27 protein-coding genes are annotated in these 25,908 nt (G+C 59.3%); 5 read left to right on the forward strand and 22 right to left on the reverse strand.

Annotated features, from left to right (window positions below):
* From ACMWLG_RS12840 to ACMWLG_RS12930, 19 genes are all read right to left on the reverse strand, one after another.
* On the reverse strand, nt 1-1,230 hold the full coding sequence (locus ACMWLG_RS12840) for a beta-ketoacyl-ACP synthase (RefSeq protein WP_045403315.1): 1,230 nt from the start codon (nt 1,228-1,230) through the stop codon (nt 1-3).
* Nucleotides 1,227-1,958: a 3-ketoacyl-ACP reductase FabG2 gene (locus tag ACMWLG_RS12845; RefSeq protein WP_023309532.1), complete on the reverse strand. Its 732-nt coding sequence runs from the start codon at nt 1,956-1,958 to the stop codon at nt 1,227-1,229. The genes ACMWLG_RS12840 and ACMWLG_RS12845 overlap by 4 nt, the downstream gene beginning before the upstream one ends.
* On the reverse strand, nt 1,955-2,428 hold the full coding sequence (locus tag ACMWLG_RS12850) for a 3-hydroxy-fatty acyl-ACP dehydratase (protein WP_045619255.1): 474 nt from the start codon (nt 2,426-2,428) through the stop codon (nt 1,955-1,957). Before ACMWLG_RS12850 ends, ACMWLG_RS12845 begins: the two co-directional genes overlap by 4 nt.
* The gene (locus tag ACMWLG_RS12855; RefSeq protein ID WP_045355939.1) at nt 2,425-3,594 is read right to left on the reverse strand and encodes a beta-ketoacyl-[acyl-carrier-protein] synthase family protein; all 1,170 of its coding nucleotides are present in this window, start codon (nt 3,592-3,594) and stop codon (nt 2,425-2,427) included. The genes ACMWLG_RS12850 and ACMWLG_RS12855 overlap by 4 nt, the downstream gene beginning before the upstream one ends.
* 1 nt (nt 3,595) lies before the next feature.
* Nucleotides 3,596-4,174 carry a DUF3261 domain-containing protein gene (locus ACMWLG_RS12860; protein WP_023309529.1) on the reverse strand — a complete coding sequence of 193 codons (579 nt, stop codon included), beginning with the start codon at nt 4,172-4,174 and terminating at the stop codon, nt 3,596-3,598.
* Complete coding sequence (locus tag ACMWLG_RS12865; protein WP_045403319.1) at nt 4,171-6,495, reverse strand: MMPL family transporter; 2,325 nt, start codon at nt 6,493-6,495, stop codon at nt 4,171-4,173. Before ACMWLG_RS12865 ends, ACMWLG_RS12860 begins: the two co-directional genes overlap by 4 nt.
* Nucleotides 6,464-7,069, reverse strand: coding sequence for an outer membrane lipoprotein carrier protein LolA (locus ACMWLG_RS12870; RefSeq protein ID WP_023309527.1), 606 nt, complete (start codon nt 7,067-7,069; stop codon nt 6,464-6,466). The genes ACMWLG_RS12865 and ACMWLG_RS12870 overlap by 32 nt, the downstream gene beginning before the upstream one ends.
* A complete protein-coding gene (locus ACMWLG_RS12875) occupies nt 7,066-7,488 on the reverse strand; it encodes an acyl-CoA thioesterase (RefSeq protein WP_023309526.1) in 423 nt (140 codons plus the stop codon). Before ACMWLG_RS12875 ends, ACMWLG_RS12870 begins: the two co-directional genes overlap by 4 nt.
* 3 nt (nt 7,489-7,491) lie before the next feature.
* A complete protein-coding gene (locus ACMWLG_RS12880; protein ID WP_045403320.1) occupies nt 7,492-9,183 on the reverse strand; it encodes a glycosyltransferase family 2 protein in 1,692 nt (563 codons plus the stop codon).
* Nucleotides 9,174-9,527 carry a hydroxymyristoyl-ACP dehydratase gene (locus ACMWLG_RS12885; RefSeq protein WP_045403321.1) on the reverse strand — a complete coding sequence of 118 codons (354 nt, stop codon included), beginning with the start codon at nt 9,525-9,527 and terminating at the stop codon, nt 9,174-9,176. Before ACMWLG_RS12885 ends, ACMWLG_RS12880 begins: the two co-directional genes overlap by 10 nt.
* Nucleotides 9,514-10,875 carry an acyl-CoA synthetase gene (locus ACMWLG_RS12890; RefSeq protein WP_045403323.1) on the reverse strand — a complete coding sequence of 454 codons (1,362 nt, stop codon included), beginning with the start codon at nt 10,873-10,875 and terminating at the stop codon, nt 9,514-9,516. The genes ACMWLG_RS12885 and ACMWLG_RS12890 overlap by 14 nt, the downstream gene beginning before the upstream one ends.
* On the reverse strand, nt 10,868-11,455 hold the full coding sequence (locus ACMWLG_RS12895) for a hypothetical protein (RefSeq protein WP_045403325.1): 588 nt from the start codon (nt 11,453-11,455) through the stop codon (nt 10,868-10,870). Before ACMWLG_RS12895 ends, ACMWLG_RS12890 begins: the two co-directional genes overlap by 8 nt.
* A gap of 6 nt (nt 11,456-11,461) precedes the next feature.
* Complete coding sequence (locus ACMWLG_RS12900) at nt 11,462-11,713, reverse strand: acyl carrier protein (RefSeq protein ID WP_008503082.1); 252 nt, start codon at nt 11,711-11,713, stop codon at nt 11,462-11,464.
* A 10-nt stretch (nt 11,714-11,723) separates the two neighbouring features.
* Complete coding sequence (locus ACMWLG_RS12905) at nt 11,724-11,981, reverse strand: phosphopantetheine-binding protein (RefSeq protein ID WP_008503081.1); 258 nt, start codon at nt 11,979-11,981, stop codon at nt 11,724-11,726.
* The gene (locus tag ACMWLG_RS12910) at nt 11,962-12,777 is read right to left on the reverse strand and encodes a lysophospholipid acyltransferase family protein (RefSeq protein WP_032662215.1); all 816 of its coding nucleotides are present in this window, start codon (nt 12,775-12,777) and stop codon (nt 11,962-11,964) included. The genes ACMWLG_RS12905 and ACMWLG_RS12910 overlap by 20 nt, the downstream gene beginning before the upstream one ends.
* Nucleotides 12,774-13,496, reverse strand: coding sequence for a beta-ketoacyl synthase chain length factor (locus tag ACMWLG_RS12915; protein WP_045403327.1), 723 nt, complete (start codon nt 13,494-13,496; stop codon nt 12,774-12,776). The genes ACMWLG_RS12910 and ACMWLG_RS12915 overlap by 4 nt, the downstream gene beginning before the upstream one ends.
* Nucleotides 13,497-13,565: 69 nt before the next feature.
* On the reverse strand, nt 13,566-14,630 hold the full coding sequence (locus tag ACMWLG_RS12920; protein WP_045403328.1) for a methyltransferase: 1,065 nt from the start codon (nt 14,628-14,630) through the stop codon (nt 13,566-13,568).
* 69 nt (nt 14,631-14,699) lie between these two features.
* Nucleotides 14,700-15,089 carry a hypothetical protein gene (locus tag ACMWLG_RS12925; protein WP_023309518.1) on the reverse strand — a complete coding sequence of 130 codons (390 nt, stop codon included), beginning with the start codon at nt 15,087-15,089 and terminating at the stop codon, nt 14,700-14,702.
* A 337-nt stretch (nt 15,090-15,426) separates the two neighbouring features.
* Nucleotides 15,427-16,476 (reverse strand): AI-2E family transporter, encoded by a 1,050-nt coding sequence (locus ACMWLG_RS12930; protein ID WP_045403330.1) that lies wholly within the window; start codon nt 16,474-16,476, stop codon nt 15,427-15,429.
* Between the two features lie 145 nt (nt 16,477-16,621).
* Between ACMWLG_RS12930 and ACMWLG_RS12935 the strand changes: the two genes are divergently transcribed.
* A complete protein-coding gene (locus ACMWLG_RS12935) occupies nt 16,622-17,839 on the forward strand; it encodes an MFS transporter (protein WP_045403332.1) in 1,218 nt (405 codons plus the stop codon).
* 4 nt (nt 17,840-17,843) lie between these two features.
* Here the strand turns inward: ACMWLG_RS12935 and ACMWLG_RS12940 are convergent, their stop codons facing one another.
* Nucleotides 17,844-18,401 (reverse strand): DcrB family lipoprotein, encoded by a 558-nt coding sequence (locus ACMWLG_RS12940; RefSeq protein ID WP_023309515.1) that lies wholly within the window; start codon nt 18,399-18,401, stop codon nt 17,844-17,846.
* A 72-nt stretch (nt 18,402-18,473) separates the two neighbouring features.
* On the reverse strand, nt 18,474-19,139 hold the full coding sequence (locus ACMWLG_RS12945; RefSeq protein ID WP_023309514.1) for a 7-cyano-7-deazaguanine/7-aminomethyl-7-deazaguanine transporter: 666 nt from the start codon (nt 19,137-19,139) through the stop codon (nt 18,474-18,476).
* Between the two features lie 167 nt (nt 19,140-19,306).
* Here ACMWLG_RS12945 and tusA point away from each other — a divergent pair, with 167 nt between their 5' ends.
* Nucleotides 19,307-19,549, forward strand: a complete 243-nt coding sequence (gene tusA, locus ACMWLG_RS12950) for a sulfurtransferase TusA (protein ID WP_008503071.1) — start codon at nt 19,307-19,309, stop codon at nt 19,547-19,549.
* Between the two features lie 64 nt (nt 19,550-19,613).
* Here the strand turns inward: tusA and yhgN are convergent, their stop codons facing one another.
* Nucleotides 19,614-20,207, reverse strand: a complete 594-nt coding sequence (gene yhgN / locus ACMWLG_RS12955; protein ID WP_003861574.1) for an NAAT family transporter YhgN — start codon at nt 20,205-20,207, stop codon at nt 19,614-19,616.
* A 179-nt stretch (nt 20,208-20,386) separates the two neighbouring features.
* Here yhgN and asd point away from each other — a divergent pair, with 179 nt between their 5' ends.
* The 3 genes from asd to glgX all read left to right on the forward strand — a co-directional run bounded on the left by asd (nt 20,387) and on the right by glgX (nt 25,896).
* On the forward strand, nt 20,387-21,490 hold the full coding sequence (gene asd, locus ACMWLG_RS12960) for an aspartate-semialdehyde dehydrogenase (RefSeq protein WP_033146834.1): 1,104 nt from the start codon (nt 20,387-20,389) through the stop codon (nt 21,488-21,490).
* Nucleotides 21,491-21,739: 249 nt separating this feature from the next.
* The gene (glgB, locus tag ACMWLG_RS12965) at nt 21,740-23,926 is read left to right on the forward strand and encodes a 1,4-alpha-glucan branching enzyme (protein ID WP_045403403.1); all 2,187 of its coding nucleotides are present in this window, start codon (nt 21,740-21,742) and stop codon (nt 23,924-23,926) included.
* Nucleotides 23,923-25,896 carry a glycogen debranching protein GlgX gene (gene glgX, locus ACMWLG_RS12970; protein WP_045403335.1) on the forward strand — a complete coding sequence of 658 codons (1,974 nt, stop codon included), beginning with the start codon at nt 23,923-23,925 and terminating at the stop codon, nt 25,894-25,896. The genes glgB and glgX overlap by 4 nt, the downstream gene beginning before the upstream one ends.
* Nucleotides 25,897-25,908: the final 12 nt, after the last annotated feature.

Below are 25,908 nucleotides of genomic sequence, written 5' to 3' on the forward strand. Positions count from 1 at the left end.
TTACGCCCAGCGTTTAATGATAATCGAGGTGTTGATGCCGCCAAACGCGAAGTTATTGCTCTGCAGATACTCGCAGTCAATCTGACGGGCTTCTCCCATAATATAATCTAAAGCACCGCATTGCTCATCCGGCTGCGTTAAATTGAGCGTCGGGGCAAACCAGCCTTCACGCATCATCTGCAGGCTCATCCACGCTTCCAGCGCGCCGCAGGCACCCAGCGTATGGCCAAAATAGCTCTTCAGCGAGGAAACCGGCACGTTGTCACCATAGATAGCGGCGGTGGCCAGGCTTTCGGCGATATCGCCGCGATCGGTGGCGGTACCGTGCGCGGAGATATACCCCATATCCCGGGCGCTTAATCCCGCCATGGACAGCGACTGCTCCATGCAAATCTGCATGGTTTCACGCTGAGGCTGGGTGATATGGGCCGCGTCGCAGTTAGTGGCAAAGCCCACGATTTCGCCGTAGATCGTGGCCCCGCGCGCTTTTGCATGCTCCAGCTCTTCGAGTATCAGGGTACCCGCACCTTCCCCAATCACCAGACCATCGCGCTGCGTATCAAATGGCGACGGGGTGTGTTTAGGGGCGTCATTGCGCTGGCTGGTGGCGAACAGCGTGTCAAACACCGCCGCTTCAGACGGACACAATTCTTCCGCGCCCCCCGCGACCATCACGGTCTGATACCCGTGGCGAATGGCCTCCCAGGCGTAGCCAATCGCCTGGCTGCCGGAGGTACAGGCGCTTGAGGTCGGGATGACGCGGCCGCGTAGTCCAAAGAACAGGCCGGTATTCACCGCCGTAGTGTGCGGCATCATCTGGACGTAGGTTGTCCCGGTGATGTTATTGGTGTGCTTTTCGGTGAGCATGGTCGCGAATTCGCTGACCGGACCGGTGCTGCCTGTCGAAGAACCGTAGGCGATACCGGTTTGACCGTTGGTGAGCACCGCTTCGCCAATCAGCCCCGCCTGCTCCAGCGCCAGCTCGGTGGCGCGGGTCGACATCAACGACACGCGGCCCATGGCGCGAATACGCTTGCGGGTGTAGTGTTCCGGCAGCGAGAAATCGTCGATCGGCGCGCCCAGCAGGGTGTGCAGGCCATCATAAACCTGCCATTCCGGCATTTTACGCACCGCGTTTTCATACGCCAGCAGCCTGCTGGACACGGAATGCCAGTTTTCGCCAAAGGCGGTCACGCCGCCCATGCCCGTAATCACCACGCGACGCGTCATAGCATTCCTCCGTTAATGGAAATGACCTGGCGGGTAACATAGCCCGCGATATCCGACATCAGATAGCTTGCCAGCCCGGCGACCTCTTCAGCCTGGCCCATACGTTTCATTGGGATGATGGACATCGCTTCCTTCAGCGCGGCTTCTTCCATCTCAATCATGCCGGTATCAATCAGGCCCGGGGCGATGCAGTTGACGGTGATTTTGCGTTTTGCCAGCTCAATCGCCAGCGCTTTGGTGGCGCCGATAATGCCCGCTTTGGCCGCGCTGTAGTTCACCTGTCCGCGGTTGCCCATCACGCCGGAGACGGACGATAAGGTGATAATGCGTCCCCCTTTACGGGTGCCAATCATCGGCATAATGCAGGGGTGAATGACGTTATAAAAACTGTCGAGATTGGTGTGGATCACGCTGTCCCAGTCGTTTTCGCTCAGCGCCGGAAAGGCGCCGTCGCGGGTAATTCCGGCGTTGCTGACCACGCCATACCATGCGCCATGGGCTTCAATCTCCTGCTCCAGCACCTCGCGGCACTGTTCGCGGTTACCCACATCAAAGGCGAGTAAACGACCGTTGCCACCCGCCTGCGTGATGGCGTCCAGCGTCTCCTGCGCGCCTGCGGCATCACGATGGTAATGCACGCCTACGGTAAACCCGTCGGCGGCGAGCTGGCGGGCAATGGCGCGCCCTATGCCTTTGCTGGCCCCTGTGACCAGTACGGAACGACTCATGCGTTAGATCCCTGATTAAAAAGCGATGTTAATTCTTCTGCGCTCGGCTGGAAGGTGTTGACCCGGCCCGTGGCCAGCGTCTCTTCATTCGCGGAAATCGCGCATTCAAAGCTGCCGAAGCGTTCGTCCTGCATCAGCAGCTTAACGGTGATGTCCAGCGTCAGGCCTGCGGCGAAATGCCCGCTGGCGCAGACCAGCTCGCGCGCGCCGAGCACCATGCCCAGCGCGATATGTTCCTGCCCCTGCTGCTGGCGATGCCAGCCCGACCAGACGCCGACGGTCTGCGCCATCAGCTCGAGCGCGTACCAGCCCGGCAGGTCGCCATCGGCATTGAGAAACGGCGCCAGCACGCTTTGCCCGTTGACGGCCACGCGGCTGACCGCCGTGTCGTCCGTCACGTTCTCAACGGATCCCAGCAGCATCATCGGCGCCTCGTGCGGCAGGTAGGCTTCGGGTGATAAGTAGCTCATGAGGCTCTCCCCAGCAGGATGCTGGCGTTATTGCCGCCAAACGCGAACGAGTTAGACAAAATGACCGGTTTTTTCAGAGCGGTGCGCTGGTGCAGCAGGCCGCACGGCGCCAGAGTATCGTCCGGCGCGTAGCGGGCGAAGTCCTGCGGCGGCAACGGCAGATCGCGCGTCAGAATCAGCCAGCTCAGGGCCGCTTCGGTAATACCGGCGGCGCCCAGCGTATGGCCGGTAAGGTGTTTGGTTGAGCTGCACGGCACGCTTTCCCCGAAGAGATCGTGCACCACCTGCGATTCAATCTGATCGTTGAGCGGCGTGGCCGTGCCGTGCAGGTTGATGTAGCCGATATCCTGCGGCTGCATACCCGCTTCGTTAAGCGCCTGCGCGATCGCCCTTATCGCCCCTTCGCCCTGCGGATGCGGAGCGGAAATATGGTACGCATCGCTGGATTCGCCCGTTCCGAGCAGCGCCACGTCGGCGGGCTCCCGGCTCAATACCATCAGCGCGGCGGCTTCACCGATGGTGATCCCCCGGCGGTCGCGACCAAACGGCTCGCAGAGCGTGGGGGAGAAGGATTCAAGGCTGTTAAAGCCGTTGACGGGCATCCGGCTCAGGGTATCGGCCCCGCCGACGATGGCGATGTCCACCAGCCCGGCTTCAATAAGACGTTTGCCGCCGATCATCGCCCGCGCGCTGGAAGAGCAGGCCGTCGAGATCGTATAGGCCGGGCCTTCGAGCTGAAGCCAGTTGGCGAGGAAGCGGGACGGATCGCCAAGCTCCTGCTGCGGATACTGCCAGCGCGTGCTCGCTTCGCCATGGGTCATGCGGCGCACGTGCTCATCGCCCTCATCCAGCCCGGAGGTGCTGGTCCCCAGCACCACGGCCACGCGGTCGCGGCCGACGCGGGCGATGGCCTCGTCAACGGCGGGCTGAATCTGCGCCAGCGCGGCCAGCAGCAGCTGGTTATTGCGGGTGCGGTGTGCGGCGAAGGCGTCCGGGATGGGCGGAAGCTCGCCTTCCACGCCGCCCAGTACGGCTTCGGGTAAACCCTGCAGCCAGCCGGTCCGGGCGTGCATCCCCGGCGCCACGCCTGCCGTCAGGTTCGCGGCAATCTCGTCAGGCGAGTTGCCCAGCGCGTTGACCATGCCAACAGCGGATATATAAATCATCTCAGTCACCCAGATATTGAATGGTGATGTGGTATTTAAAGACGTGTTGCTCGATGCTGATCGGCTCGCGCTTGCCTTTGCGCTGCAGGTAGACAATCTCCGTCACCAGCTTGCCGCTGGCGTTGCGCAGCTCGCGCCGATCGCCATTGTCCGTTAACGTCCAGCCCTTCGGCAACTGCGGCTGCCAGGCGCTAATCGGCCAGTGGCTGAGCATCACGTCGGCCAGCACCTGGCTGGCGGGCGGCAGCTGCGGCACGACGATCGACTGCTCGGTATGAATACCGGTCTCATCGTACGTCGCCAGGAACAGGCGAATGCCCACGGAAGAGAGCCCGGCCAGCGTCACCTTATGCGCATCCGCGTTGAGCATCACCAGCAGGGACTGCGTTTGTCCGTTAAAGCTGCCTGTCAGCAGCTGCTGGGAGCTTACCGCCGGGCTGATGCCGGGCGGCGGCAGCGTAACTTTGGTACCCGGCTGGAGCCAGGCCTGAGGCCGCGTCTCTTTGGTATCGGTCGAATGGCTGCAGCCCGCCAGCAGCAGCGCCGCGGCCAGCGCAACGGCGCGATAAAAAGCGTTCATTTACGTTTTCTCTCTTTCTTATCCGGCATCGCCAGCGGAGCCAGCAGGAAGGCGGTAAAAATACCGCTCACCAGCACGATACCAAAGCTGCTGATGGCCTGGGTGGCGCTGAAGACGAGCATGCCCAGCGTCAGCAGCGTGGTCATCATGGCCAGCGTAATCGCCAGCATTGAGGTCAGCGGCGTACCGCGCGGGTTGCTGAAAAACAGCGTGTAGTTAATGCCAATGCCGAGCACCAGTACCAGCGCCAGCAGTGAGAACAGATTCACCGGGTGGCCCGTTGCGGCCAGCACCGCCAGGCCGCAGCTCAGCGACAGCACGGACGGCACTAGGCTTATCAGCCCTTTACGCCAGCCGAGGCGCAGCATCGCCCCGCAGGCAATCACCGCCAGCGCGGCAAACAGTAGCCCCGTCAGCAGCGTGCGGTAGAGGGCAAACAGGCTGTCAAAGCTGGCTTTGCGATCGACCCAGACGACGCCGTCATGGCGCGCGGCCAGTTCACCGAGGTAAGCGCTGTTTTTCGCGCCGTCCACCGGCACCAGCACGCCGCTTTCCCCGTTGGGCAGGGTCAGCCAGAGCAGACGCCAGCCTTCGCTGGCCGGGCTTTCAAGCCACGCGTCCACGCTGACCGGCATGGCGTCGAGGTTCGGGGATACGGCGCTGAGCCCGGCGCTTTTTAGCACGTTCGTTACCGCAGGAGCAGCCTCGCGCAGCAGCTTCAGATCGCTTTTCTGGCGCGCCAGCGAGTTCAGCGGCAGGGTACGCCAGCGGGCGATCTCTCCGGCTTTCTGCGCCTGTGCCAGCGCCGGGGTAAAGGCTTCCAGCCGCTCCAGCGTTTGCTGAGGCGAGGCGCCATGAACCACAAACCATTTCTGATCGACGCTCTGTCCGGTCAGGGCGGTAATGACCTTCTCCTGCGCCAGAATATCTTTCGGCAGCGCCTGCAGCTGGGCGATGTCGTCGTCCACCCTCAGGGTGCTCATCCCCACGGCGGAGAGCAGCGCCAGCGCGACGGGCAAACCAACGGACAGTTTTTTATTGCGTCGCCAGGCGGCCAGCCAGCGCAGCATGATAACCATCAGCGGAACCGGGCGCACCGGTAAACCCCGGCACAGCCACGGATGCCAGAAAATCACCGTCAGGCAGGAGGCGCTCAGCCCCACGGCGGCGAACACCGCCATCTGGCGGATCCCGGGGAAGGGGGCCAGCATCATAATCAGGTAGGCGGCGACGGTCGTCAGCAGCGCCAGCAGCAGCGCATTGCGTACTTTGGCCAGGCTTTGCCAAGGGGAATATTCCGCGCCGTGCACCATCCGTTCGGTCAGGTAGTAGAGCGTGTAGTCGGCTGAAATACCGATGATGCTCATGCTCATCACCAGCGTCATCAGGTGCAGTTCGCCAAAGAGCAGCAGCGTCACCACCGTACCCGCCAGCGCGCCGATGGCAATGGAGAGCACGCTCAGCAGCAGCGGGCGCAGAGAGCGGAACACCGCCACGATGAGCAGGAACACGCCAAGCAGGGTGGCGATGCCCAGCGTCGAGACGTCGCGTTTGGCCTGCTGGCTGGCGTAATCGCTGTAGAACACGGTTCCGCGGGAAAGCAGCTGCGCCTGCGGGAAACGCGCTTTTAGCCTCTCCTGCAGCGCGTTAAGCGTCGTCACGAGCCGGTGGGTCTGCTGCATATCAAATGACGAGCCCGCCAGCTCGCCGTGCAGCAGATACCAGTAGTTTCCCGCCTCATCCTGTGTGACCAGCCAGCCGTCCATCAGCCGCAGCTTCTGGCCGTTTTGCGCCAGAGCGAGCTGCGAGCCGCGCATCAGCATCAGGGGATCGTTTTGCAGCTCTTTGCCGCTGACGCCGGAAAAGGCCGAATAGAGCTGAGATAAAATCCACTGCGCCTGCGCTTCTCCGCCGTTTTGCAGGCGGGCGCGGGTGGCGGGATCGATCAGGCCATTTCGGTGCTGCCAGAAGAATTCCCCCCAGGCCTTTTGCCCGGCGGCGTCCATCGGGCCTTTGACCTCGCTGAGCGAATCGCTGCTTTGCAGCAGCGCCAGCCACTGCTGCGCCACGCTCGGATCGGGCTCTTTGCCGGGGCTGACCATCCAGACCAGCTGGCGGTCGAGACGCTGCATAAACCCGTCGTTGAGCGCCGGCGGGATCGCCCCCAGCGTCTGCTTCGGCAGCATGGCCAGCACGCTGCTGTTCAGACGCGCGCCGGGCAGCAGCGACAGCAGCACGCCCAGCAGAATCAGGCATAGCGTGGCCCACAGCAGCGCCGGGCGCAGGGATTTACGGTGCGGCAAAGCGTTGGCGTTCGTCATCGGTCAGGCTGGCGGGCGTCAGTTGGTGGCGTGAAAGGGCGATATCGGTACGGTCGCCCTGTTTGTCGTTGAGGCGAATCGTCTCCAGATAGGTCGCGCCGCCCAGATCGAGGGTGGCGAAAATCTTGTCCAGCGGCGTCGTTTTTGGCGTAAGCACCAGCGACCAGCGGCCAGCGCCCAGGTCTTTAAAATCGATGCGGAAGTTCTCTTCAAGCACCCTGCGGTCGGCCTGGAACAGGGCCCGCAGAAGATGGTTGAACTGGAACATCTGCGGATTATTGTCGGCGGTGACGGTCTGCGGCGGCTGGCCGTTAATGGCCTGAACCATCCGCTTGTCGTCCAGCAGGAGCGTCATCGGAAACGGCGCTTTTTGATCCCACAGCAGGCCGCTGTCGCGGGCGATCAGCATCTCGCCCTGCGAGCGCAGCGGCTGCGGCATATCTTTTATGGTGCGAACCTGTTCGAAGTGCGCGCGCACGACGGGCTGCCCGGTGAAGCGCTGCTGCAGTTCATCCAGCGTCACGGCGCTGACCAGCGGGCTGACGATCAGCGCCAGCAAAGGCAACCATTTCATGGCGTTACTCCCATACGTTCAAACAGTATTGCCGGACTCACAAAGCACATTTCGCGGGTGGCTTCTTCCACCGCCACCTGGATGGTGTAACCGGTGGTTGTGCGTTTGCCGGTCTGCGCATCGAAAATTTGATAGGCAATGCGCAGGCGGTTTTCATACTCTTCAACGTGCGCGCGGACGCGAATACGCTGCTCAAAGGTCACCGCATCGCGGTATTTCACCCGGGTATCGACGACGGGCCAGACGTAGCCGGAGGCCTTCATCTGGCGATAGCCATAGTCAAACTGATTGAGCAGCGCCTCGCGGGCGATCTCAAAGTAGCGGAAATAGTTACCGTGCCAGACCACGCCCATCATATCGACGTCGTGGAACGGAACGGTGATCTCAACTTCAGTCGTAAAGCGGGGATCGGTCAGCACCCTTTACTCCTTCTCTCTGGACTCTGGCAGATGCCAGAAATCGAAAAAATTAAACCAGTCGAGCGGCGACATGAGGGCGTAATGTTCCAGCCGCTGCGCGTAGCGATCGACGGTATCCTGCAGCGCCTGCTGGCGTTCACCGCGCGGCAGGCGCAGCGGGTCGGCAAACGGTTCGCTGTGCAGGACGAGCTTACCCTGCTGGCGCAGGGCAAAAATCAGCACCACCGGGCAGCGCAGGATGGAGGCCAGGATAAACGGCCCCTGGGGGAACGGCGCTGGCTGGCCCATGAACGGACTCCAGATCACGCGCCACTCGCCGCCACGCTGCGGATTCACCGCGATGCGGTCGCCCACAATCGCGACCCATTCTCCCCGCTCAAGCTTCTCTTTGATGGCAATCGCGGTGTCCGGGCCGATATCGGTAACCGACATCAAATTCACGCCCGCCTGGGGCGCCATTTCGCTCATGATTTGCTTAAAGCGCTGGGCGTTCTCGCTGAAGACCAGGGCGGTGATAGTTTTGCTGCCGTCCAGCTGGGCCAGCGCCCGGCAGGCCTCAACGTCGCCAAGATGCGAGGCCAGCAGCAGCCTGCCCTGCGGCGCCGCGATATTAAGTGTTTCGCTCGCGCCGGGGGCAAAGACCACGTCGCGATCAAACTTCAGCTCACCGCGCCAGCTGGCGACTTTATCCAGCATCGCGTTGCCGAAGCGCATGAAATGGAAAAAGCTGTTGAGCCGCGGGGGAACGGGCATGTTCCGCTGACGCAGCTCTTGCTTCACCCTTCCAATCCACTGCCGCGAGGCCTGCCGCGCCGGACGCGCGATAAGCCAGTACACGCCGATTACCGGCCACAGCAGCACGGTAAAGGCCCGGCGCCCCATCAGCTTCCAGACGCGCAGCATCAGGCGCATCCCCCACAGGCCTTTGACCTCGTCCTGCTGCGCCCAGTGCTGGCGGCGTCGACGGAAAAGCAGGCCGGGCATGCGGGGCAGCATGCCGAAGAACAGCCGGGTATGCATCAGGGAGATCCGCACGTTATCTTTTAACGCGTCGAAGTGGGACAACCCGTCCTGCGGATAGGTGACGCGGGTGGGCAGAAAGACGCTGGTGTTGCCCTGCCAGTAGAGACGGACCATCACTTCGGTGTCAAAGTCCATCCGTTTGCCGAGCGTTTCACGCGCTGCCAGCCGCAGCGTGGGCAAGACCGGATAGACCCGAAAGCCGCACATACTGTCTTTAAGCTGCAGGGATAAGGTCTCAATCCACACCCAGACGTGGGTTATCCAGCGCCCGTAGAGCCGCGAGCGTGGAATGGAATCATCGTAAATGGGCTGGCCGGAAATCAGCGCATCCGGGTGGCGCTCCGCCAGCGCCAGCAGTTTGGGGATATCTTCAATGGCGTGTTGACCGTCCGCGTCCACCTGCACGGCGTGGGTATAGCCCGCGCGCGCGCACTCCTCCAGCCCCCTGATGACCGCGGCACCTTTCCCGGCGTTTTGTGCCAGACGGACCAGCGTCATCTGCGGCTGTTCTGCCGCAAGGCGTTCGAGCTCCTGACGGGTGACCGCTTCGCTGCCGTCATCCACCACCAGGCACGGCAGGCCGAACGGGGCGAGACGCGACAGCACGCGGGCGATCATGGCGCCGTGGTTGTAGCACGGGATCAGCACGCAGGGGCGAAAGGTTACTGACATAGCCGAATTTTCCCGCTGCTGGCGGTATGGCGCTCCGCCCCGGCGTGACGCTGGTAGCTGAAGGTCAGCATCTGACGTTCGGCATGCCACTCAAGCACCAGCGTCACCGTGGTTTCCGGCAGCAGAGGCGCCTGGAACTTCACGTTTTGAATGCTGTGAAAGCGGTAGCCCGGCGCCAGTAACGTTGTGGCGTAGTGCATCACCCAGTCAAGCTGCGCAACGCCGGGCAGCAGCGGCTGTACGGCAAAATGGCCCTGAAACCAGAACAGCGCCGCGTCGAGATGCAAAATGATTTCCAGCTTCTCCGGCTGTGTCTGGTGGCGCTCAATTTCAGGAATTTTCATGAAATAACTCCTCTAACTGCGCATAGACACGCTTGTTCATACTGTTTACCGGCATTTCATCGACAATGCGCCAGTAGCGCGGAACGGCGACCGGCTCAAGCCACGGCAGCAGGGCGCGACGCCAGGCAAACTCCTGCGCTTTTTTATCCTGCATATAGCCACGCTGGCGAACCGCTTCGTCCAGAACCAGCAGGGCGCCAATCCCCTGACGGCCTCCGCGCGTGACCGGCAGCGCCGCCGCTTCGCAAATGCCGTCGAGCTCCAGCAGGCGACGTTCGATCTCGTTAAGCGAGATGCGCTTTTCTTCAATTTTGACCACCCGCCCGCGACGACCGGCGATGCTGAACAGCCCCTCGCTGTCGAAGTGCAGGATATCGTCCAGCTGGAGTCCTTCAGCCTCGTGGATCAATGGCGACGTGACGCGACAGGCGTCATCTTCCTGATGGAAGATAACGCCGGGGAAGGCAAGCCACGGGACGTTATCCTGCTGGCGATGGCGCCAGGCGAGGATCCCGGTTTCGGTGCTGCCATAAATTTCATCCGGGCAGATGTTAAGCCAGCCCGCGGTGGTGGAAACGTCACACCAGGGCAGCATGCCCCCTGCTGAAATCAGCATTCTGACGGGCGGCGCGGGCAGTTCCGTATCCAGGCGCTTCAGGAACGCCGGGCTGCTGATGAACAGGTAATGTCTGTCATGAGGAAGGGCGGCCAGCTGTTCAGCGTAGTAGAGCATCGCGGCATGCAGCGGCAGCCCCAGCGCCATCGGCAATACGATGCGGAATGTCAGGCCGTACAGGTGTTGCGGTACGACCGAGGCGACAACGCTACAGCCGGTCAGACGTTCGCCGAAGCGGTCAGCCAGCAGACGGGCTTCGCGATCCAGGCTGACGATGTGCTTAATCACCCGGCGCGGGGTACCCGTGGAGCCGGAGGTGAACAGCTCAACGAAGCGGCTTTCGTCAATCTCCGGCAGGGGCGCCCAGCGGCTAGCCGTCTGATGGCTGGAGGCCACCACAATCAGCTTGCCATGGAAACCGAGAGTCCGATCGCTCAGAACGCCGCTAAACAACGACTGCTGTTCTTCAAGCTGCGAGACGCGGCTATGGCCGGGGATGACCGGCGTTTTACCGGCATGCAGCGAGGCCAGCAGCGCAACGATAAACAGGTAGCTGTTTTCAAAGCACAGCGCCCAGCGCTCGCCTTCCTGCTGACGCAGGGTGTCGATCAGCAAGGTCACGTCGTGGCGCAGCTGGCCAAGCGTCCAGGTACGATCGTCAAGCCAGGCAACGGGCATGTCGTCAGGGCGGGGCGCGTTTAACCACTGGCCCAGCGGAAGGGGGTTAGTCATTGTGCATCTCTTTTTTAATCACCCGCTGGCGCACCAGCCACTCGATCGCCATCAGTGTTCCCATCAGGATATAAGCCATCATACCGTTCCACAGCGTCCACAAACGCATGTCGCCGTGGAGCACGGTGAACAGCGCCATCGCGCCGTTTCCGATGAAAAAGCCGCACCAGACGAGGGTCACCTTGCGGGTATAGCGCACGCCCTCCGGGGGCAGGTTTGGCTCGCGCAGGCGCGCCAGTCGCTCGACCAGCGGCATCGCGGTCCAGAGCGAACCACCGAACACGGCCAGCATCACGAGATTGACGACCACAGGGTAAAACAGCAGCCACTGGTGGGTTTTCAGCAGGTAGCTTGCCGCGCAGAGCGCGATGCCCGCGAGCGCCACGCACTGCACCACATACCGCATCGGGCCGGAGTTCCGCCGCGCCTGGCGCAGCCGCAGCAGCAATATCAGCGCCATCACGGGCAGCAGCCACGGCAGGCTGTTATGCGTCAGCCCAAATCCAATCAGGAAGGGCCACGCCAGCAGCATCAGCCCCGTCAGCAGTGGGATGACCGGGAACGTCCGTCCACCACGCACGAGGTCTTACTCTTCGCGCAGAAGCTGTTCGACGGCGTCTACCACATCCTGAACGGTACGAACCGACTTGAAGGTTTCCGGCTTGATTTTCTTGCCCGTTTTCTTCTGCAGATGAACAATCATGTCCACCGCGTCAATGCTGTCCAGCTCCAGGTCTTCGTAAAGACGGGCTTCGGGCGTAATGTCCTGCGGGTCGATTTCAAAGAGCCTGGTCAGCAGGCCGCAGACTTCCTGATAAATGGTTTCTTGTTCAGTCATCGTTCACATCTCAGGCGCGTTGAGCGTTGATAAAGGACGCCAGCGTGGCGACGGAAAAGAAGTGCTGGCGCATCTCTTCGCTTTCGGCAGAAAGCACCACGCCATACTGGTTTTTCACGGCCAGACCCAGTTCCAGCGCGTCAATGGAGTCCAGACCCAGCCCATCGCCAAACAGCGCGGCATCGGTATCAATATCCTCTGCGGTAAGCTCGTCCAGATTCAGCGTGGTGATTATGAGATTCTTAATTTCAAGATAAAGCGCTTGCATCATTAATTCCTGACAAAGATTGAAGGCCTGATGTTAATCGATGCTGCAGATGCCGGTTTAACTGCCTTGCCGCCAGCGCCGGTTCTTGTTCATTTGCATCGTAAAATTCGTCGATGTTCACGCGGTCGCGGACATCCACGGTGAAAACAGGTTTTTCTGGCGGTACATCATACCAGCGGCTTTTTTTATCCAGCAGGTGTTCGCTACAGTGGATCAGCACCACCCGCAGATCGCTGTTACAGCGCACGGCTATATTTGCCGCGCCGCGCTGGAGGGAGATAGCCTCGCCAAACCGGGTACGCGTGCCTTCCGGGAAGATTAACAGCGTGTCGCCCTGAGCCAGACGCTGCTGGCTGGCCGCGAGCAGGGGCTCGGCTTCGCTGTTAATCAGGTAATCCGCCGCGCGGATGACGCCGCTGACAAAGGGATTGCGCAGCAGCGCGCTTTTCACCAGGCAGTCGGTTTCGGGCATCACCGACGCCAGAATCACGTAGTCTATTAACGTTGGGTGGTTAGCCACCACCAGACAACCCCGATCGCTGCGCAGCGCGTCAAGATTGTGAATGCGATAGTCCAGTACGCCGAGGCCGCGCGCTACGGTCAGGAAGAAGCGGAAGCTGGCCGCAATGCTGCGACGCGCCAGGCGACGACGGCTGGCGCGGTCGCGCTGGACGATGAGCAGCAGGTTGAACCAGACCAGCGACAGCAGCAGCCCGCCCACGCCAAACAGCGCGAAGCAGAAGCCGGTCATCGCCAGGCGCCATAGCCAGTTAATTCGGGCAGCCAGGCGGTTCATGCGCGCGTCCATTGCCACAGCAAACGTTCGCCGGGCACCACGAACTGACGTTTCTCGCTGAGATAGCGCTGCAGGAACATCAGGCTTTGCGGCAGGGCGGGTTCTTCACCTGTGCTGCCGCTGCGGGTTTCACACTGCAATCCGTTGCCGGATTCAATCACCAGCGCCATCGCGTAGGGCCAGGTGGGCATCTGCGGCGGTAGCGCCGGATGGTAAAATTCCGGCAGCGCGCCGTCAAAATCGACCAGCAGGACGCGGGAATAGCCCGCCTGCAGCAGGCTCAGCACTTCACATAAGGCCTGCTGGAAGGTGTCCAGTCCGGCAGAAATGGATGACGAAACGATGGCCTGGCGTGCGGTAATCGTGAGATTGCCCACCGCGGAATTGTGCACGGACATCGCGAAGTCGGTGGGTGAAACGGACTGCCCGGTCGCCAGGGCATGCAGAATACGGTCGTTGCGCTCCAGCTCGCCGTGGCGGCTGGAATAGACGACGGCATCAATGGCGTGGTTTTGCAGCATGGCAAGACCAATATCCACCGCCAGCTTACTGCCTGAGTTGAGGCGGCGCGCGGTCATCATGGGTAAAGCGGTCAGGCGGGGAAGCGGGGCCGCTGGATCGACGGTCAGCTGCAGGCGCGACCACGCCTGCCACTCTGTGGCATCGCTGAGTCCTGGCGCTCTTGCCTGCCAGTCGATAATGTTCAGTGAAAATTTCATCTACGCGCGTCCGCGACAAAAAAACCGTATTCAAAGGGCAGGCTGGGCCACCCGGGCAGCTAAGCTGCTCTATTGTTCACGTTTGGTGCATATCAGCAGGGTATGACCGACCCCAAGGTTGTCCAGCCGCTGTTCAACGCTGAAACCTGCGCTCTCCAGGTAGCGATAAAACTTCTCTACGCTGTAAAACCGGCTATTGCCATTCGCCATACAGGTGAAATAGAGCGAGGTGGCATTCAGGCTGAAAGAGGCTGCTTCAAATTTCTGAGCATCCCAGAAAAGCTCCATGATGCACAAACGTGCGCCTGGCTTCATGGCCTGTGCGACGCGCGTCAGCATGGTGACAATCTGATCCGGAGAGAAACAATCCAGGAACTGGCTCATCCACCAGACGTCGGCGTCACCCGGCAATGTTGCTGGGCTAAGCATATCGACAGCATGGAATGCAATACGATGAGAAAAACCTGCTTTTGCGATGTTTTCCTGCGCCAGCGCTATCTGCTGCGGCAGATCGAGGATCGTCACGGCAACATTTTCGTCATAGCGGCAGCAGCGTAACGACCATTTACCCGTATTTCCGCCCACATCGTACAATTTTGTCGGCGAGCTTGCGAATATATATGGCAAAGCAGCGTCAAAAGCGGCGTCAGAATAGTAATGATCGAAGGCGAACCAGCTCTCTTTCGCCGGAGCTGGTAATTGGGATAACGCCGGGTAGATGGTTGGCCAGTTGCCAAACACGGCTAATCCGGCCGGTTTTTCCTCCTGCAGGGCGTCCGCCAGGTGAAATAGCCCCTGATAACAAACGTCCTGGGTGAAATCCATATTTACGCGGGTCATTTCGTCGTGCAGTAAAAAATGGCCCACTTTCGCCAGAAAATAACGTCCATTCTGTTGGGTAACGATTCGACCGCTTAATCCCATATCCAGCAGTACGCTGACGCCATAGCTGCCGAGCGTGCTGTGTTCGGTTATTTCCTCGAGGCTTGCCCCCTCTTTTCCTTGTTTATCGAGCCAGGCGAGAACGCCTGAGTTACGCAGACAAAGCGCAGTCTGGAATAACATCGGGGCAAAGGCGATGCGTTGCGCTTCGGTAATGGCATCCAGTGCGCTGAGTGTGTCCTTTTCGTACATTCCTGCGTAACCTTTGAGGCTAATAAAGAGAGGTTATCGGGCCATACGCGGCCCGACTTTAGAAAAAAATTACAGCGCGGCGCCAGCGGAGAGGTTCAGCTGAATGTCGTGGTCGAGGTTATTCACCCAGCGGTTATAATTTTTGTGGATTTTACCGTCTGCCGCTTTCAGGTTAAGGCTGTTTTCATAGTTGATTGAATAGCTTGTGGCCGTGTACGGAATACTCACCTGGACCGAGTGATCGCGTGACTGCAGACGCCCCTTAATCATTCCCGGGCCGGTTTCCGTCATGATCCAGTCGCGTTTTTGGCCTGCTTTCAAAATTGCCGTTTTTACCTGATCGGCAGTATGGCCCGCGCTTACAATAGAGTGAACCTGAGCGATTGGCGCGGTACGCGCGCAGCCTGCCAGCGCGCCAACGAATACGGCAGCAGCACACCATTTAACGATCTTTTTCATCAACAACTCCATATCAATAATAACAATTAAAGGCAGTGGTTTTTACAAATAATACTCATCCGGCTTTTTGTTATCGCCAGGTGTAATTTTTAATCAATATTAATGGTTACATTACGTTGAAGCGAAGGCGGGAATAATAGCATGGAAAATAAATAAGGATTTCATTTTTTATAATTTGCGTTAAATCATGAATTGCGTTTGAACGTAATGCGCGCGGCGTAATTAAAACCGGAATGAATATTGCCTTAACGCAAATAAAAATACCGCGACGGATTAGGGACGCGGTAATTCATGATGTATTACTGACGGTTTAAACCTACCTGTACAGGCGGGTCCGTTACCCGGGTAATCGGCTTTTCGGCCTCCCCGGGCCGAGCAGGATCGCCAGCTTGCTGCCGCCTTTGGTGGTTTCCATCCAGATTTTACATACGCTGGTAAGGGGGACCGACAGCAGCATACCGACCGGGCCCAGCAGCCATCCCCAAATCAGTAAGGATAAAAAGACCACCAGCGTCGACATGCCCAGCCGGTGCCCCATCATGCGCGGCTCAAGAATATTGCCCAGCACCATATGCACCGCGAGGAACAGCGCGCCGACCAGCATGCATTCGTAGAAGCCGTTAAACAGAAACGCCTGAATCATCGGCGGCACGGCGGAAAGCACCGCGCCAATATTGGGCACGTAGTTCAGCAGAAAGGCCAGCACGCCCCACATCAGCGCGAACTGCACGTTCATCAGCATCAGCCCCAGCCAGACAATCACCCCGGTCCATACGCTCAGGAGCGTTTTCAGCGCCAGATATTTGGAGACGCCCTTCAGGGCCCGGTGTAAGCCGGCAATGTGAATTTGCGGATTGTTCAGCGCAAAGCGCAGCTTATAGGGGACGTGGCGGACTTCGAACAGCATAAACACAACGGTCATGACCAGCAGCAGAATGCTGGCCATCGCGCCGGAAAGCCCCGTCATCAAGGTGGTGGCATAGGTCATGACCTTCTCGGAGTCCATCCTGCGCAGCATCCGTTCGGGTGAGATATGCAGATTAAGGAAGGGCACCATCTCCTGCAGCGCGACAATTTTACGCGTCAGCTCTTTGTTGTACTGCGGCAGCATGGTGGAGAATTCGCTCAGCGATGCCGCCAGCACGCCGAAGAGCGCCGTCAGGCCAATCAGCATCACGATGACGACGATGGTGATAGCTACCGGACGGCTGACACCCCGGCGTAAAAACCAGGTGACCAGAGGATTAAGCACGATGGCAAAAAAGAGCGCCAGCAGGAGCTGAACAATAATGTCAGCGGCAGCATGGATACCCGCAAGGATAACCACCAGACAGGCGAGTTTTAATAAGATGTGGAGTCCTGCTTTGTCGGACGGGTTAGCGATCATGCGTGTTCCTTAATATGATGACCCGATAAGTGTAGTGCCCGGGCTTCGCTTCGTCTGGCACCGTTAATCTGAAAGTCGGGGCTGATTTTCTTATTGCGCCGTGGTAATAGTGAAACACTGTTGTAAAAAATCCAGGTAGAACCCCATGCCCGAACCTGCCGCTGAACCGGCACTGAGCGGACTGCGCCTCAATCTGCGCATCGTTTCCGTTGTGATTTTCAACTTTGCCAGCTATCTGACCATTGGCCTGCCGCTGGCGGTCCTGCCGGGCTATGTCCATGACGTGATGGGCTTCAGCGCCTTCTGGGCGGGGCTGGTGATAAGCCTGCAATATTTCGCCACGCTTCTCAGCCGCCCGCATGCCGGGCGCTACGCGGACATGTTCGGTCCAAAAAGCATCGTGGTGGTGGGACTGTGCGGCTGTTTTCTCAGTGGCCTGAGCTACCTGCTGGCTGCCGCCACCGGCCACTGGCCGCTGGTCAGCCTGGCGCTGCTCTGCCTGGGCCGCGTCATTCTTGGCATCGGGCAAAGTCTGGCGGGAACCGGCTCAACGCTGTGGGGCGTGGGGGTGGTAGGCGCGCCGCACATTGGTCGGGTGATCTCCTGGAACGGGATTGTCACCTACGGTGCGATGGCGCTCGGGGCGCCGCTCGGCGTGGCCTGCTATGCGCTTGGCGGGCTGTATGGGCTGGCTATCACCATTATGGCGGTCGCGCTGCTGGCAATCCTCTTTGCGCTGCCGCGCCCGAAAGTGAAGGCCAGCAAAGGCAAGCCGCTGCCGTTTCGGGCGGTGCTGGGGCGCGTCTGGCCGTACGGCATGGCGCTGGCGCTGGCGACCACCGGCTTCGGCGTGATTGCGACCTTCATTACCCTGTTCTACGACGCCAAAGGCTGGGACGGCGCAGCCTTTGCGTTAACCCTGTTTAGCTGTGCGTTTGTTGGCGCCCGCCTGCTTTTCCCTAACGGCATCAACCGTCTTGGCGGGCTGAACGTGGCGATGATCTGCTTTGCGATAGAGATTGTCGGGCTGCTGCTGACCGGAATAGCGATGGTGCCCTGGGTCGCGAAAGTGGGCGTGTTCCTCGCGGGGGCTGGCTTTTCCCTGGTCTTCCCGGCGCTGGGCGTGGTGGCGGTAAAAGCCGTGCCGCAGCAGAACCAGGGGGCAGCGCTGGCGACCTATACGGTGTTTATGGATATGTCTTTAGGGATTACCGGCCCGCTGGCGGGGCTGGTGATGTCCTGGGCAGGCGTGCCGGTGATCTATCTTGCCGCGGCGGGGCTGGTGGTGATTGCGCTCCTGCTGACGTGGCGGCTAAAAAAATGGCCCCCGGTGCAGGCACCGGAGGCCACGTCATCATCGTGAAGCGTTACTGGATCACGATGGTGTTAATGATGTTTTCAGCAGCCGTCTGCGCTTTCTGCTGATCTTCGGCTGGCAGGGTGATCTGCAGGGTCAGCAGTTTGTTATCAACCTTGCCCAGCACCACAGAAGAGTATGCGGTCTGGCCTTTTGCAGAGATGATGCTGTCGAGCTGTTGCAGCGTGTGGCCTTTCAGCTCGATGGATTTATTGGTCACGACCTGCAGCTGAGGATCGCGGCCGCGCTGCTGATCTTCCAGACGTTTGGACAGGACGGCCAGATCTTCGCTGGTGTCGTCGCCCACAATCACAATGACCGCTTTCTGCCCGGTTGCGTCGGAGTAAACGTGCATGTTGTTCGCCTGGGTCCCCAGCTTGCCGCTCTGATCGGTCATATCGGCTGGCAGAGAGAAGCTGAGTTTGCCATCCATCAGATTCACCGGCTGGCCGGTCGCGTTGCTCTCTGCGGATGCGCCCTGAGCAGGCGTTTTCGTGTCGCTGTTATCACAGGCTGCAAGACCCACAACCAGCAGGCCAATCCCGACATATTTAACCAGATTGCGCATTGACTTCTTCCTTTCGATAAACGGCCATAACGGCTCATTCGTTCATCTTATCACAACTGATAAAGCGAACCCTTAACCAGCCTGCAATGCCGTGATTTCAGATTTATCTGCCAGCCTTTTCAGCAGCATATTGAGCAGTACGCCGTACATCGGCAGGAAGAAAACAATGCTGATGAGGACCTTGAAGCAGTAGTCCACCAGCGCGATTTCCATCCAGTGTTCGGCCATGAACGCATCCGGGCTGCGCCAGAAGGCGATGAAGAAGAAGGCCAGCGTATCGCTCACGTTACCGAACAGCGTGGAGGCGGTTGGCGCCATCCACCAGCGATGATTCTGACGCAGGCGGTTAAACACGTGCACGTCGAGGATCTGCCCCAGCGCGTAGGCCATAAAGCTTGCGGCAGCGATACGGGCAACAAACAGGTTGAAGTGGGTTAACGCCTCAAAGCCCTGCCAGCTTCCCATATAAAACAGAGACGAAACCACGTACGAGATGAACAGCGCCGGGAGCATGACCGAAAAAATAATACGGCGAGCCAGCGGTGCGCCAAAGATACGCACGGTCAAATCCGTCGCGAGGAAAATAAACGGGAAGCTGAATGCGCCCCAGGTGGTGTGAAAACCAAAGATGGAGATCGGCAGCTGCACCAGATAGTTGCTGGAGGTGATCACCAGCAAATGGAAAAGCGAAAGCCAGAACAACGCTTTTACGCGCTGTGATTCAGAAAACGACGTCATATTGTGACCTTTTTATACGTTGGGGTGAGGGAACCCAATAAAAACCGCAGCATGATACTGCTTTGTCAGGACATTGCAATGGTTAGTTTTTACGCAATCGTTAACCTGGTTTGCATTGATCGCAACCGGGCGTAAACTACAGCCGTTTTTACCAGACCGAGAAGACCATGACCGACCTGTTTTCCAGCCCAGACCACACTCTTGATGCCCAGGGCCTTCGCTGCCCGGAGCCGGTAATGATGGTACGCAAAACCGTGCGCAACATGCAGACCGGTGAAACGCTGCTGATTATTGCCGACGACCCGGCCACGACCCGCGATATTCCCGGCTTTTGTACCTTTATGGAGCATGAACTGGTGGCACAGCAGACCGAAGCGCTGCCGTACCGGTATTTGATTCGTAAGGGGTAGATGGGTAGTCCTCTGCGGCCTGATGCCCTCACCCCGCCCCTCTCCCACAGGGAGAGGGAGAAAGTCATCCCTTCATCCACGCGCGGATCCCGTCCAGGAACATCTGCGTTGCCATCATCACCAGAATCAGCCCCATCAGGCGTTCCAGCGCGTTCACCCCTTTCTCACCCAGCAGGCGCAGGAACAGCGACGACTGCAGCAGGATGATAAACGTCCCGCCCCAGGCGATCAGCAGGGCAATCACCAGATGGCTCATCTGGTTCGGATACTGATGCGACAGCAGCATCAGCGTGGCCAGAATCGTTGGCCCGGCGACGAGTGGAATCGCCAGCGGCACGATAAACGGCTCTTCACCCGCGGGCAGGCCGCTGCTGCTGCCTTCCGCGCTCGGGAAAATCATCTTAATGGCAATCAGGAACAGAATAATCCCGCCGGAAATCGAAACGGTTTCGGCGCGCAGGTTGAGGAATGCGAGAATTTTCTCACCGGCAAACAGGAAGATAAACATCACCAGCAGGGCGATGAGCAGCTCGCGGATCATAATCGCCCGGCGGCGCTTCGGCTCGGTGTGCTTCAGCACCGACATGAAGATAGGCAGGTTTCCCAGTGGATCCATAATCAGGATCAATAAAACCGCCGCGGAAATGATTTCACTCATCTTTAAATTATCCCTGATACTTAGTAGTGTTATTTCGATGATTAGCGCTTTTTCTGATTGCCGGGCAATCATCGATTAATTTCGCTTGCGACTTTGGCAGCATTTTGTAATGTGAAGCATATCCCAGTTCAATACTGGCTTGCACAATCAGCACACACCCTCAGCAGGAAAAAAATGCTATGAAAAACGTTGGTTTTATCGGCTGGCGCGGTATGGTCGGCTCTGTACTCATGCAACGCATGGTTGAAGAGCGCGATTTCGACGCTATCCGCCCGGTCTTCTTCTCCACTTCCCAGCTCGGCCAGGCTGCTCCGTCCTTTGGTGGTACCACAGGCACGTTGCAGGATGCTTACGATCTGGAAGCGCTGAAGGCACTCGATATTATTGTGACGTGCCAGGGCGGCGATTATACCAACGAAATCTATCCAAAGCTGCGTGAAAGCGGCTGGCAGGGCTACTGGATTGACGCGGCTTCTTCGCTGCGCATGAAAGACGATGCCATCATCATTCTCGACCCGGTGAACCAGGGCGTCATCACCGACGGCCTGAACAACGGCGTGAAAACCTTTGTCGGCGGTAACTGTACCGTCAGCCTGATGCTGATGTCCCTCGGCGGCCTGTTCGCGCAGGATCTGGTTGAGTGGGTCTCCGTGGCGACCTACCAGGCGGCGTCCGGCGGCGGCGCGCGTCATATGCGCGAGCTGCTGACCCAGATGGGCCAGCTGCACCAAAGCGTCGCGACCGAGCTGGCAAACCCGGCGTCCGCGATCCTCGATATTGAACGTAAGGTCACTCAGCTGACCCGAAGCGGCGAGCTGCCGGTGGATAACTTCGGCGTACCGCTGGCCGGTGGCCTGATCCCGTGGATCGACAAACAGCTGGATAACGGCCAGACCCGCGAAGAGTGGAAGGGCCAGGCTGAGACTAACAAAATCCTCGCGACCGCGAACACCATTCCGGTTGACGGTCTGTGCGTGCGTATCGGCGCGCTGCGCTGCCACAGCCAGGCCTTCACCATTAAACTGAAAAAAGATGTGTCTATTCCGACCGTGGAAGAGCTGCTGGCCGCGCACAACCCGTGGGCGAAAGTGGTGCCAAACGATCGCGATATCACCATGCGCGAGCTGACCCCGGCTGCCGTTACCGGCACGCTGACTACGCCGGTTGGCCGTCTGCGCAAGCTGAACATGGGGCCGGAGTATCTCTCCGCGTTCACCGTCGGCGACCAGCTCCTGTGGGGCGCCGCCGAGCCGCTGCGCCGCATGCTGCGCCAGCTGGCGTAATAATTTGTTAACTACCGGGGGTGATTTTCACCCCCTTTTTTTGCGTACTACATGGAGTAACACGCGTATGTCTTATTTTTTATCAGGAGTCATCTAGAGCGTTGGCTATGCTTTAAGGAAGAGTCATTTCTTACCTGAGGTTCGAACGGAGCAGAATGGATGCACATTTTTGTGCTGTCCCGTTCAGGTCACATTAAAAGTCGTCCCGGAGCGCTTAAAAAGGACGACATAAAAAACAGGATGAATACCATGTCCGATCGTGTGGATAGAGACGTGATTAATGCGCTTATTGCGGGTCATTTTGCTGACCCCTTTTCTGTGCTTGGGATGCATCAAACTGAGGATGGCCTTGAAGTTAGGGCACTGTTACCGGATGCCACAGAAGTCTGGGTGATTGAACCCAAAACCGGCCGCAAGGTCGGTAATCTTGAATGCCTCGATTCCCGTGGCTTCTTCTCGGGCGTAATGCCCCGCCGTAAAAATCCTTTTCGCTATCAGCTCGCCGTTCTCTGGCACGGTCAGCAAAACCTGATTGACGATCCTTACAGCTTCGGTCCTCTGCTTAAAGAGATGGACGCCTGGCTGCTCTCCGAAGGAACGCATCTTCGCCCTTATGAAACCCTGGGTGCCCATGCCGATACCATGGACGGCATTACCGGCACGCGGTTCTCCGTGTGGGCGCCTAACGCCCAGCGCGTCTCCGTTGTCGGCCAGTTCAACTACTGGGACGGTCGCCGCCATCCGATGCGCCTGCGCCGGGAAAGCGGCATCTGGGAGCTGTTTATCCCCGGAGCGCACCCCGGGCAGCTTTATAAATTCGAGATGATCGACGCTAACGGCAAGCTGCGCATTAAAGCCGACCCGTATGCCTTCGAAGCGCAGATGCGCCCGGATACCGCGTCGCTGATTTGCGGCCTGCCGGAGAAGGTCGTCCAGACGGAGGAGCGTAAACAGGCCAACCGTTTTGACGCGCCCATCTCCGTCTATGAGGTACACCTTGGCTCCTGGCGTCGCCACACCGATAACAACTTCTGGCTCAGCTACCGTGAGCTTGCCGACCAGCTGGTGCCCTATGCCAAATGGATGGGCTTTACCCACCTTGAGCTGCTGCCGGTCAACGAGCACCCGTTCGACGGCAGCTGGGGCTATCAGCCTACCGGGCTGTATGCGCCAACGCGCCGCTTTGGCACCCGCGATGACTTCCGCTATTTCATTGATGCCGCGCACGCCGCCGGGCTGAACGTCATCCTCGACTGGGTGCCGGGACATTTCCCATCGGATGATTTCGCGCTGGCAGAGTTTGACGGCACGAAGCTGTACGAGCACAGCGACCCGCGCGAAGGCTATCACCAGGACTGGAACACGCTGATCTACAACTACGGTCGCCGTGAGGTCGCAAACTACCTGGTCGGGAATGCCCTGTACTGGATCGAGCGGTTTGGCATTGACGCCCTGCGCGTCGATGCGGTGGCGTCGATGATCTACCGCGACTACAGCCGCAAAGAGGGCGAGTGGATCCCGAACGAGTTTGGCGGCCGTGAAAACCTGGAAGCGATTGAATTCCTGCGCAATACCAACCGCATTATCGGCGAACAGGTGGACGGTGCCGTGACCATGGCGGAAGAGTCGACCGACTTTGCGGGCGTCTCCCGTCCGCCGTCATCAGGCGGCCTGGGGTTCTGGTACAAGTGGAACCTGGGCTGGATGCACGACACGCTCGACTACATGAAGCTGGATCCGGTTCACCGTAAGTATCATCACGATAAGCTGACGTTCGGGATGCTCTACAACTACACCGAAAACTTCATGCTGCCGCTGTCGCACGATGAAGTGGTGCACGGCAAAAAATCGATTCTCGACCGCATGCCGGGCGACGCGTGGCAGAAGTTTGCCAACCTGCGCGCCTACTACGGCTGGATGTTTGCCTTCCCGGGCAAGAAACTGCTGTTTATGGGCAATGAGTTCGCCCAGGGACGCGAGTGGAACCACGACGCCAGCCTCGACTGGCACCTGCTGGAAGGCGGCGACAACTGGCACCACGGGGTGCAGCGTCTGGTGCGCGACCTGAACCTGACCTACCGCCACCACAAAGCGCTGCACGAGCTCGACTTCGATCCGTACGGCTTTGAGTGGCTGGTGGTGGACGACCACGAGCGCTCGGTGTTTGTCTTTGTGCGTCGTGACAAAGCGGGTAACGAGATCATCGTCGCCAGCAACTTCACGCCGGTGCCGCGCGAACACTACCGCTTCGGCATTAACCAGCCGGGCAAATGGCGCGAGATCCTGAATACCGACTCGATGCACTATCACGGCAGCAACGCCGGTAACGGCGGGCTGGTCCAGAGCGATGCCATCGAAAGTCACGGGCGACCCAACTCACTGAGCCTGACGCTGCCGCCGCTTGGCACCATCTGGCTGATGCGGGAGGGCGAATGACGCAGCTTACGGCAGGTGAACCCGAACCGCTCGGCGCGCGTTTTGACGGAAAGGGTGTCAATTTCACCCTCTTTTCCGCTCATGCTGAGCGGGTAGAACTGTGCGTGTTTGATGGGGAAGGTAACGAGCACCGTTACGATTTACCCGCGCGCACGGGGGATACCTGGCACGGCTACCTGGCCGGAGGACGGCCAGGCGTGCACTATGGCTTTCGCGTACACGGTCCGTGGGATCCGGCGAAGGGCCACTGGTTTAACCCGGCGAAGCTGTTGATTGACCCGTGCGCGCACCGCGTGGACGGCGAATTTAAAGACGACCCGCTCTTCCACGTGGGCTACGGCGAGCCCGACCACCGCGACAGCGCGCCCGTCGCGCCAAAAAGCGTGGTGGTGAACGATCTTTATGACTGGGAAGACGATGCCCCGCCGCAGACGCCGTGGGGCAATACCGTTATTTATGAAGCCCACGTCAAAGGGCTGACGTACCTGCACCCGTCGATCCCCAAAGAGATGCGCGGCACCTATAAGGCGCTCGGGCATCCAACCATGATCGCCTACCTGAAGCACCTCGGCATCACCGCCCTGGAACTGCTTCCCGTCGCCCATTTTGCCAGCGAGCCGCGTCTGCAGCGGCTGGGGCTTAGCAACTACTGGGGCTACAACCCGCTGGCGATGTTCGCGCTTGAGCCGCGCTATGCCGCCCATCCGGAAAAGGCGCGGGACGAGTTTCGCGATGCGGTGAAGGCGCTCCACGCGGCGGGCATTGAGGTCATTCTGGACGTCGTGCTGAACCACAGTGCCGAAAGCGATCTCGACGGTCCGACGCTCTCCATGCGCGGAATTGATAACCGTAGCTATTATTGGATCAGGCAGGATGGTGATTATGAGAACTGGACCGGCTGCGGTAACACGCTCAACCTCAGCCATCCGGCGGTCACGCATTTTGCTTATGAATGCCTGAAATACTGGGTGGAGACGTTCCACGTCGACGGTTTTCGTTTCGACCTGGCGCCCGTAATGGGGCGCACGCCGGCGTTCAGCCAGCAGGCTCCGCTGTTTGAGGCGATAAAAAACTGTCCGGTGCTCTCGCAGGTGAAGCTCATTGCCGAGCCGTGGGACATCGGGGAAGGCGGTTATCAGGTCGGGAATTTCCCGCCGCTGTTTGCCGAGTGGAACGATCACTACCGCGATGCCGCGCGCCGCTTCTGGCTGGAACGGAATCTGTCGCTGGGGGAGTTCGCCGGACGCTTTGCCGCTTCAAGCGATCTCTTTAAGCGCGACGGCAAACGCCCGTCGGCCACCGTCAATCTGTTGACGGCACACGACGGTTTTACGCTCAGGGACTGCGTTTGTTTCAATCAGAAACACAATGAGGCAAACGGCGAAGAGAATCGCGATGGCACTAACAATAACCATAGCTTTAATCATGGTATAGAAGGGTTAGGCGGAAGCCTGGACGTCATCGAGCGGCGACGCGCCAGCGTTCACGCTTTGCTGACAACGCTTTTATTGTCGCAGGGCACGCCGATGCTGCTGGCAGGCGATGAACACGGCCATAGCCAGCACGGTAACAACAATGCGTATTGCCAGGACAACACGTTAACCTGGCTCGACTGGGGTGAAGCCAACAGCGGGCTGATTCATTTTACCGCTGCGCTGATCCATCTTCGCCAGCAGATCCCCGCGCTGACCGCCGACCGCTGGTGGGAAGAGGGTGACGGCAACGTTCGCTGGTTGAATCAAGACGCGCAACCCTTAAGCGCGCAAGAGTGGCAACACGGCGTACCACGCCTGCAAATCCTGCTGTCGGATAAATGGCTGGTCACGCTGAACGCGACGGATGACGTCGCAGCGATTGTTTTACCTGAAGGGGAATGGCGAGCTGTTCCCCCCTTTGCCGGAGCGGATAATCCGGTAGTAATGGCTGTCTGGCACGGGCCTGCGCACGGAGTGTGCGTATTCCAAAGATGATAAAAAAGGAGT

It is taken from the genome of Enterobacter sp. 01-M-02-SI-ECC, from assembly GCF_047530595.1.
Lineage (GTDB): Bacteria > Pseudomonadota > Gammaproteobacteria > Enterobacterales > Enterobacteriaceae > Enterobacter > Enterobacter cloacae_M.

Coding starts and splice junctions, on each gene's coding strand:
- ACMWLG_RS12840 (WP_045403315.1), bottom strand. CDS start 1,230: ATGACGCGTCGCGTGGTGATTACGGGCATGGGCGGCGTGACCGCCTTT.
- ACMWLG_RS12845 (WP_023309532.1), bottom strand. CDS start 1,958: ATGAGTCGTTCCGTACTGGTCACAGGGGCCAGCAAAGGCATAGGGCGC.
- ACMWLG_RS12850 (WP_045619255.1), bottom strand. CDS start 2,428: ATGAGCTACTTATCACCCGAAGCCTACCTGCCGCACGAGGCGCCGATG.
- ACMWLG_RS12855 (WP_045355939.1), bottom strand. CDS start 3,594: ATGATTTATATATCCGCTGTTGGCATGGTCAACGCGCTGGGCAACTCG.
- ACMWLG_RS12860 (WP_023309529.1), bottom strand. CDS start 4,174: ATGAACGCTTTTTATCGCGCCGTTGCGCTGGCCGCGGCGCTGCTGCTG.
- ACMWLG_RS12865 (WP_045403319.1), bottom strand. CDS start 6,495: ATGACGAACGCCAACGCTTTGCCGCACCGTAAATCCCTGCGCCCGGCG.
- ACMWLG_RS12870 (WP_023309527.1), bottom strand. CDS start 7,069: ATGAAATGGTTGCCTTTGCTGGCGCTGATCGTCAGCCCGCTGGTCAGC.
- ACMWLG_RS12880 (WP_045403320.1), bottom strand. CDS start 9,183: ATGTCAGTAACCTTTCGCCCCTGCGTGCTGATCCCGTGCTACAACCAC.
- ACMWLG_RS12885 (WP_045403321.1), bottom strand. CDS start 9,527: ATGAAAATTCCTGAAATTGAGCGCCACCAGACACAGCCGGAGAAGCTG.
- ACMWLG_RS12890 (WP_045403323.1), bottom strand. CDS start 10,875: ATGACTAACCCCCTTCCGCTGGGCCAGTGGTTAAACGCGCCCCGCCCT.
- ACMWLG_RS12900 (WP_008503082.1), bottom strand. CDS start 11,713: ATGACTGAACAAGAAACCATTTATCAGGAAGTCTGCGGCCTGCTGACC.
- ACMWLG_RS12905 (WP_008503081.1), bottom strand. CDS start 11,981: ATGCAAGCGCTTTATCTTGAAATTAAGAATCTCATAATCACCACGCTG.
- ACMWLG_RS12910 (WP_032662215.1), bottom strand. CDS start 12,777: ATGAACCGCCTGGCTGCCCGAATTAACTGGCTATGGCGCCTGGCGATG.
- ACMWLG_RS12915 (WP_045403327.1), bottom strand. CDS start 13,496: ATGAAATTTTCACTGAACATTATCGACTGGCAGGCAAGAGCGCCAGGA.
- ACMWLG_RS12920 (WP_045403328.1), bottom strand. CDS start 14,630: ATGTACGAAAAGGACACACTCAGCGCACTGGATGCCATTACCGAAGCG.
- ACMWLG_RS12925 (WP_023309518.1), bottom strand. CDS start 15,089: ATGAAAAAGATCGTTAAATGGTGTGCTGCTGCCGTATTCGTTGGCGCG.
- ACMWLG_RS12930 (WP_045403330.1), bottom strand. CDS start 16,476: ATGATCGCTAACCCGTCCGACAAAGCAGGACTCCACATCTTATTAAAA.
- ACMWLG_RS12935 (WP_045403332.1), top strand. CDS start 16,622: ATGCCCGAACCTGCCGCTGAACCGGCACTGAGCGGACTGCGCCTCAAT.
- ACMWLG_RS12940 (WP_023309515.1), bottom strand. CDS start 18,401: ATGCGCAATCTGGTTAAATATGTCGGGATTGGCCTGCTGGTTGTGGGT.
- ACMWLG_RS12945 (WP_023309514.1), bottom strand. CDS start 19,139: ATGACGTCGTTTTCTGAATCACAGCGCGTAAAAGCGTTGTTCTGGCTT.
- tusA (WP_008503071.1), top strand. CDS start 19,307: ATGACCGACCTGTTTTCCAGCCCAGACCACACTCTTGATGCCCAGGGC.
- yhgN (WP_003861574.1), bottom strand. CDS start 20,207: ATGAGTGAAATCATTTCCGCGGCGGTTTTATTGATCCTGATTATGGAT.
- asd (WP_033146834.1), top strand. CDS start 20,387: ATGAAAAACGTTGGTTTTATCGGCTGGCGCGGTATGGTCGGCTCTGTA.
- glgB (WP_045403403.1), top strand. CDS start 21,740: ATGTCCGATCGTGTGGATAGAGACGTGATTAATGCGCTTATTGCGGGT.
- glgX (WP_045403335.1), top strand. CDS start 23,923: ATGACGCAGCTTACGGCAGGTGAACCCGAACCGCTCGGCGCGCGTTTT.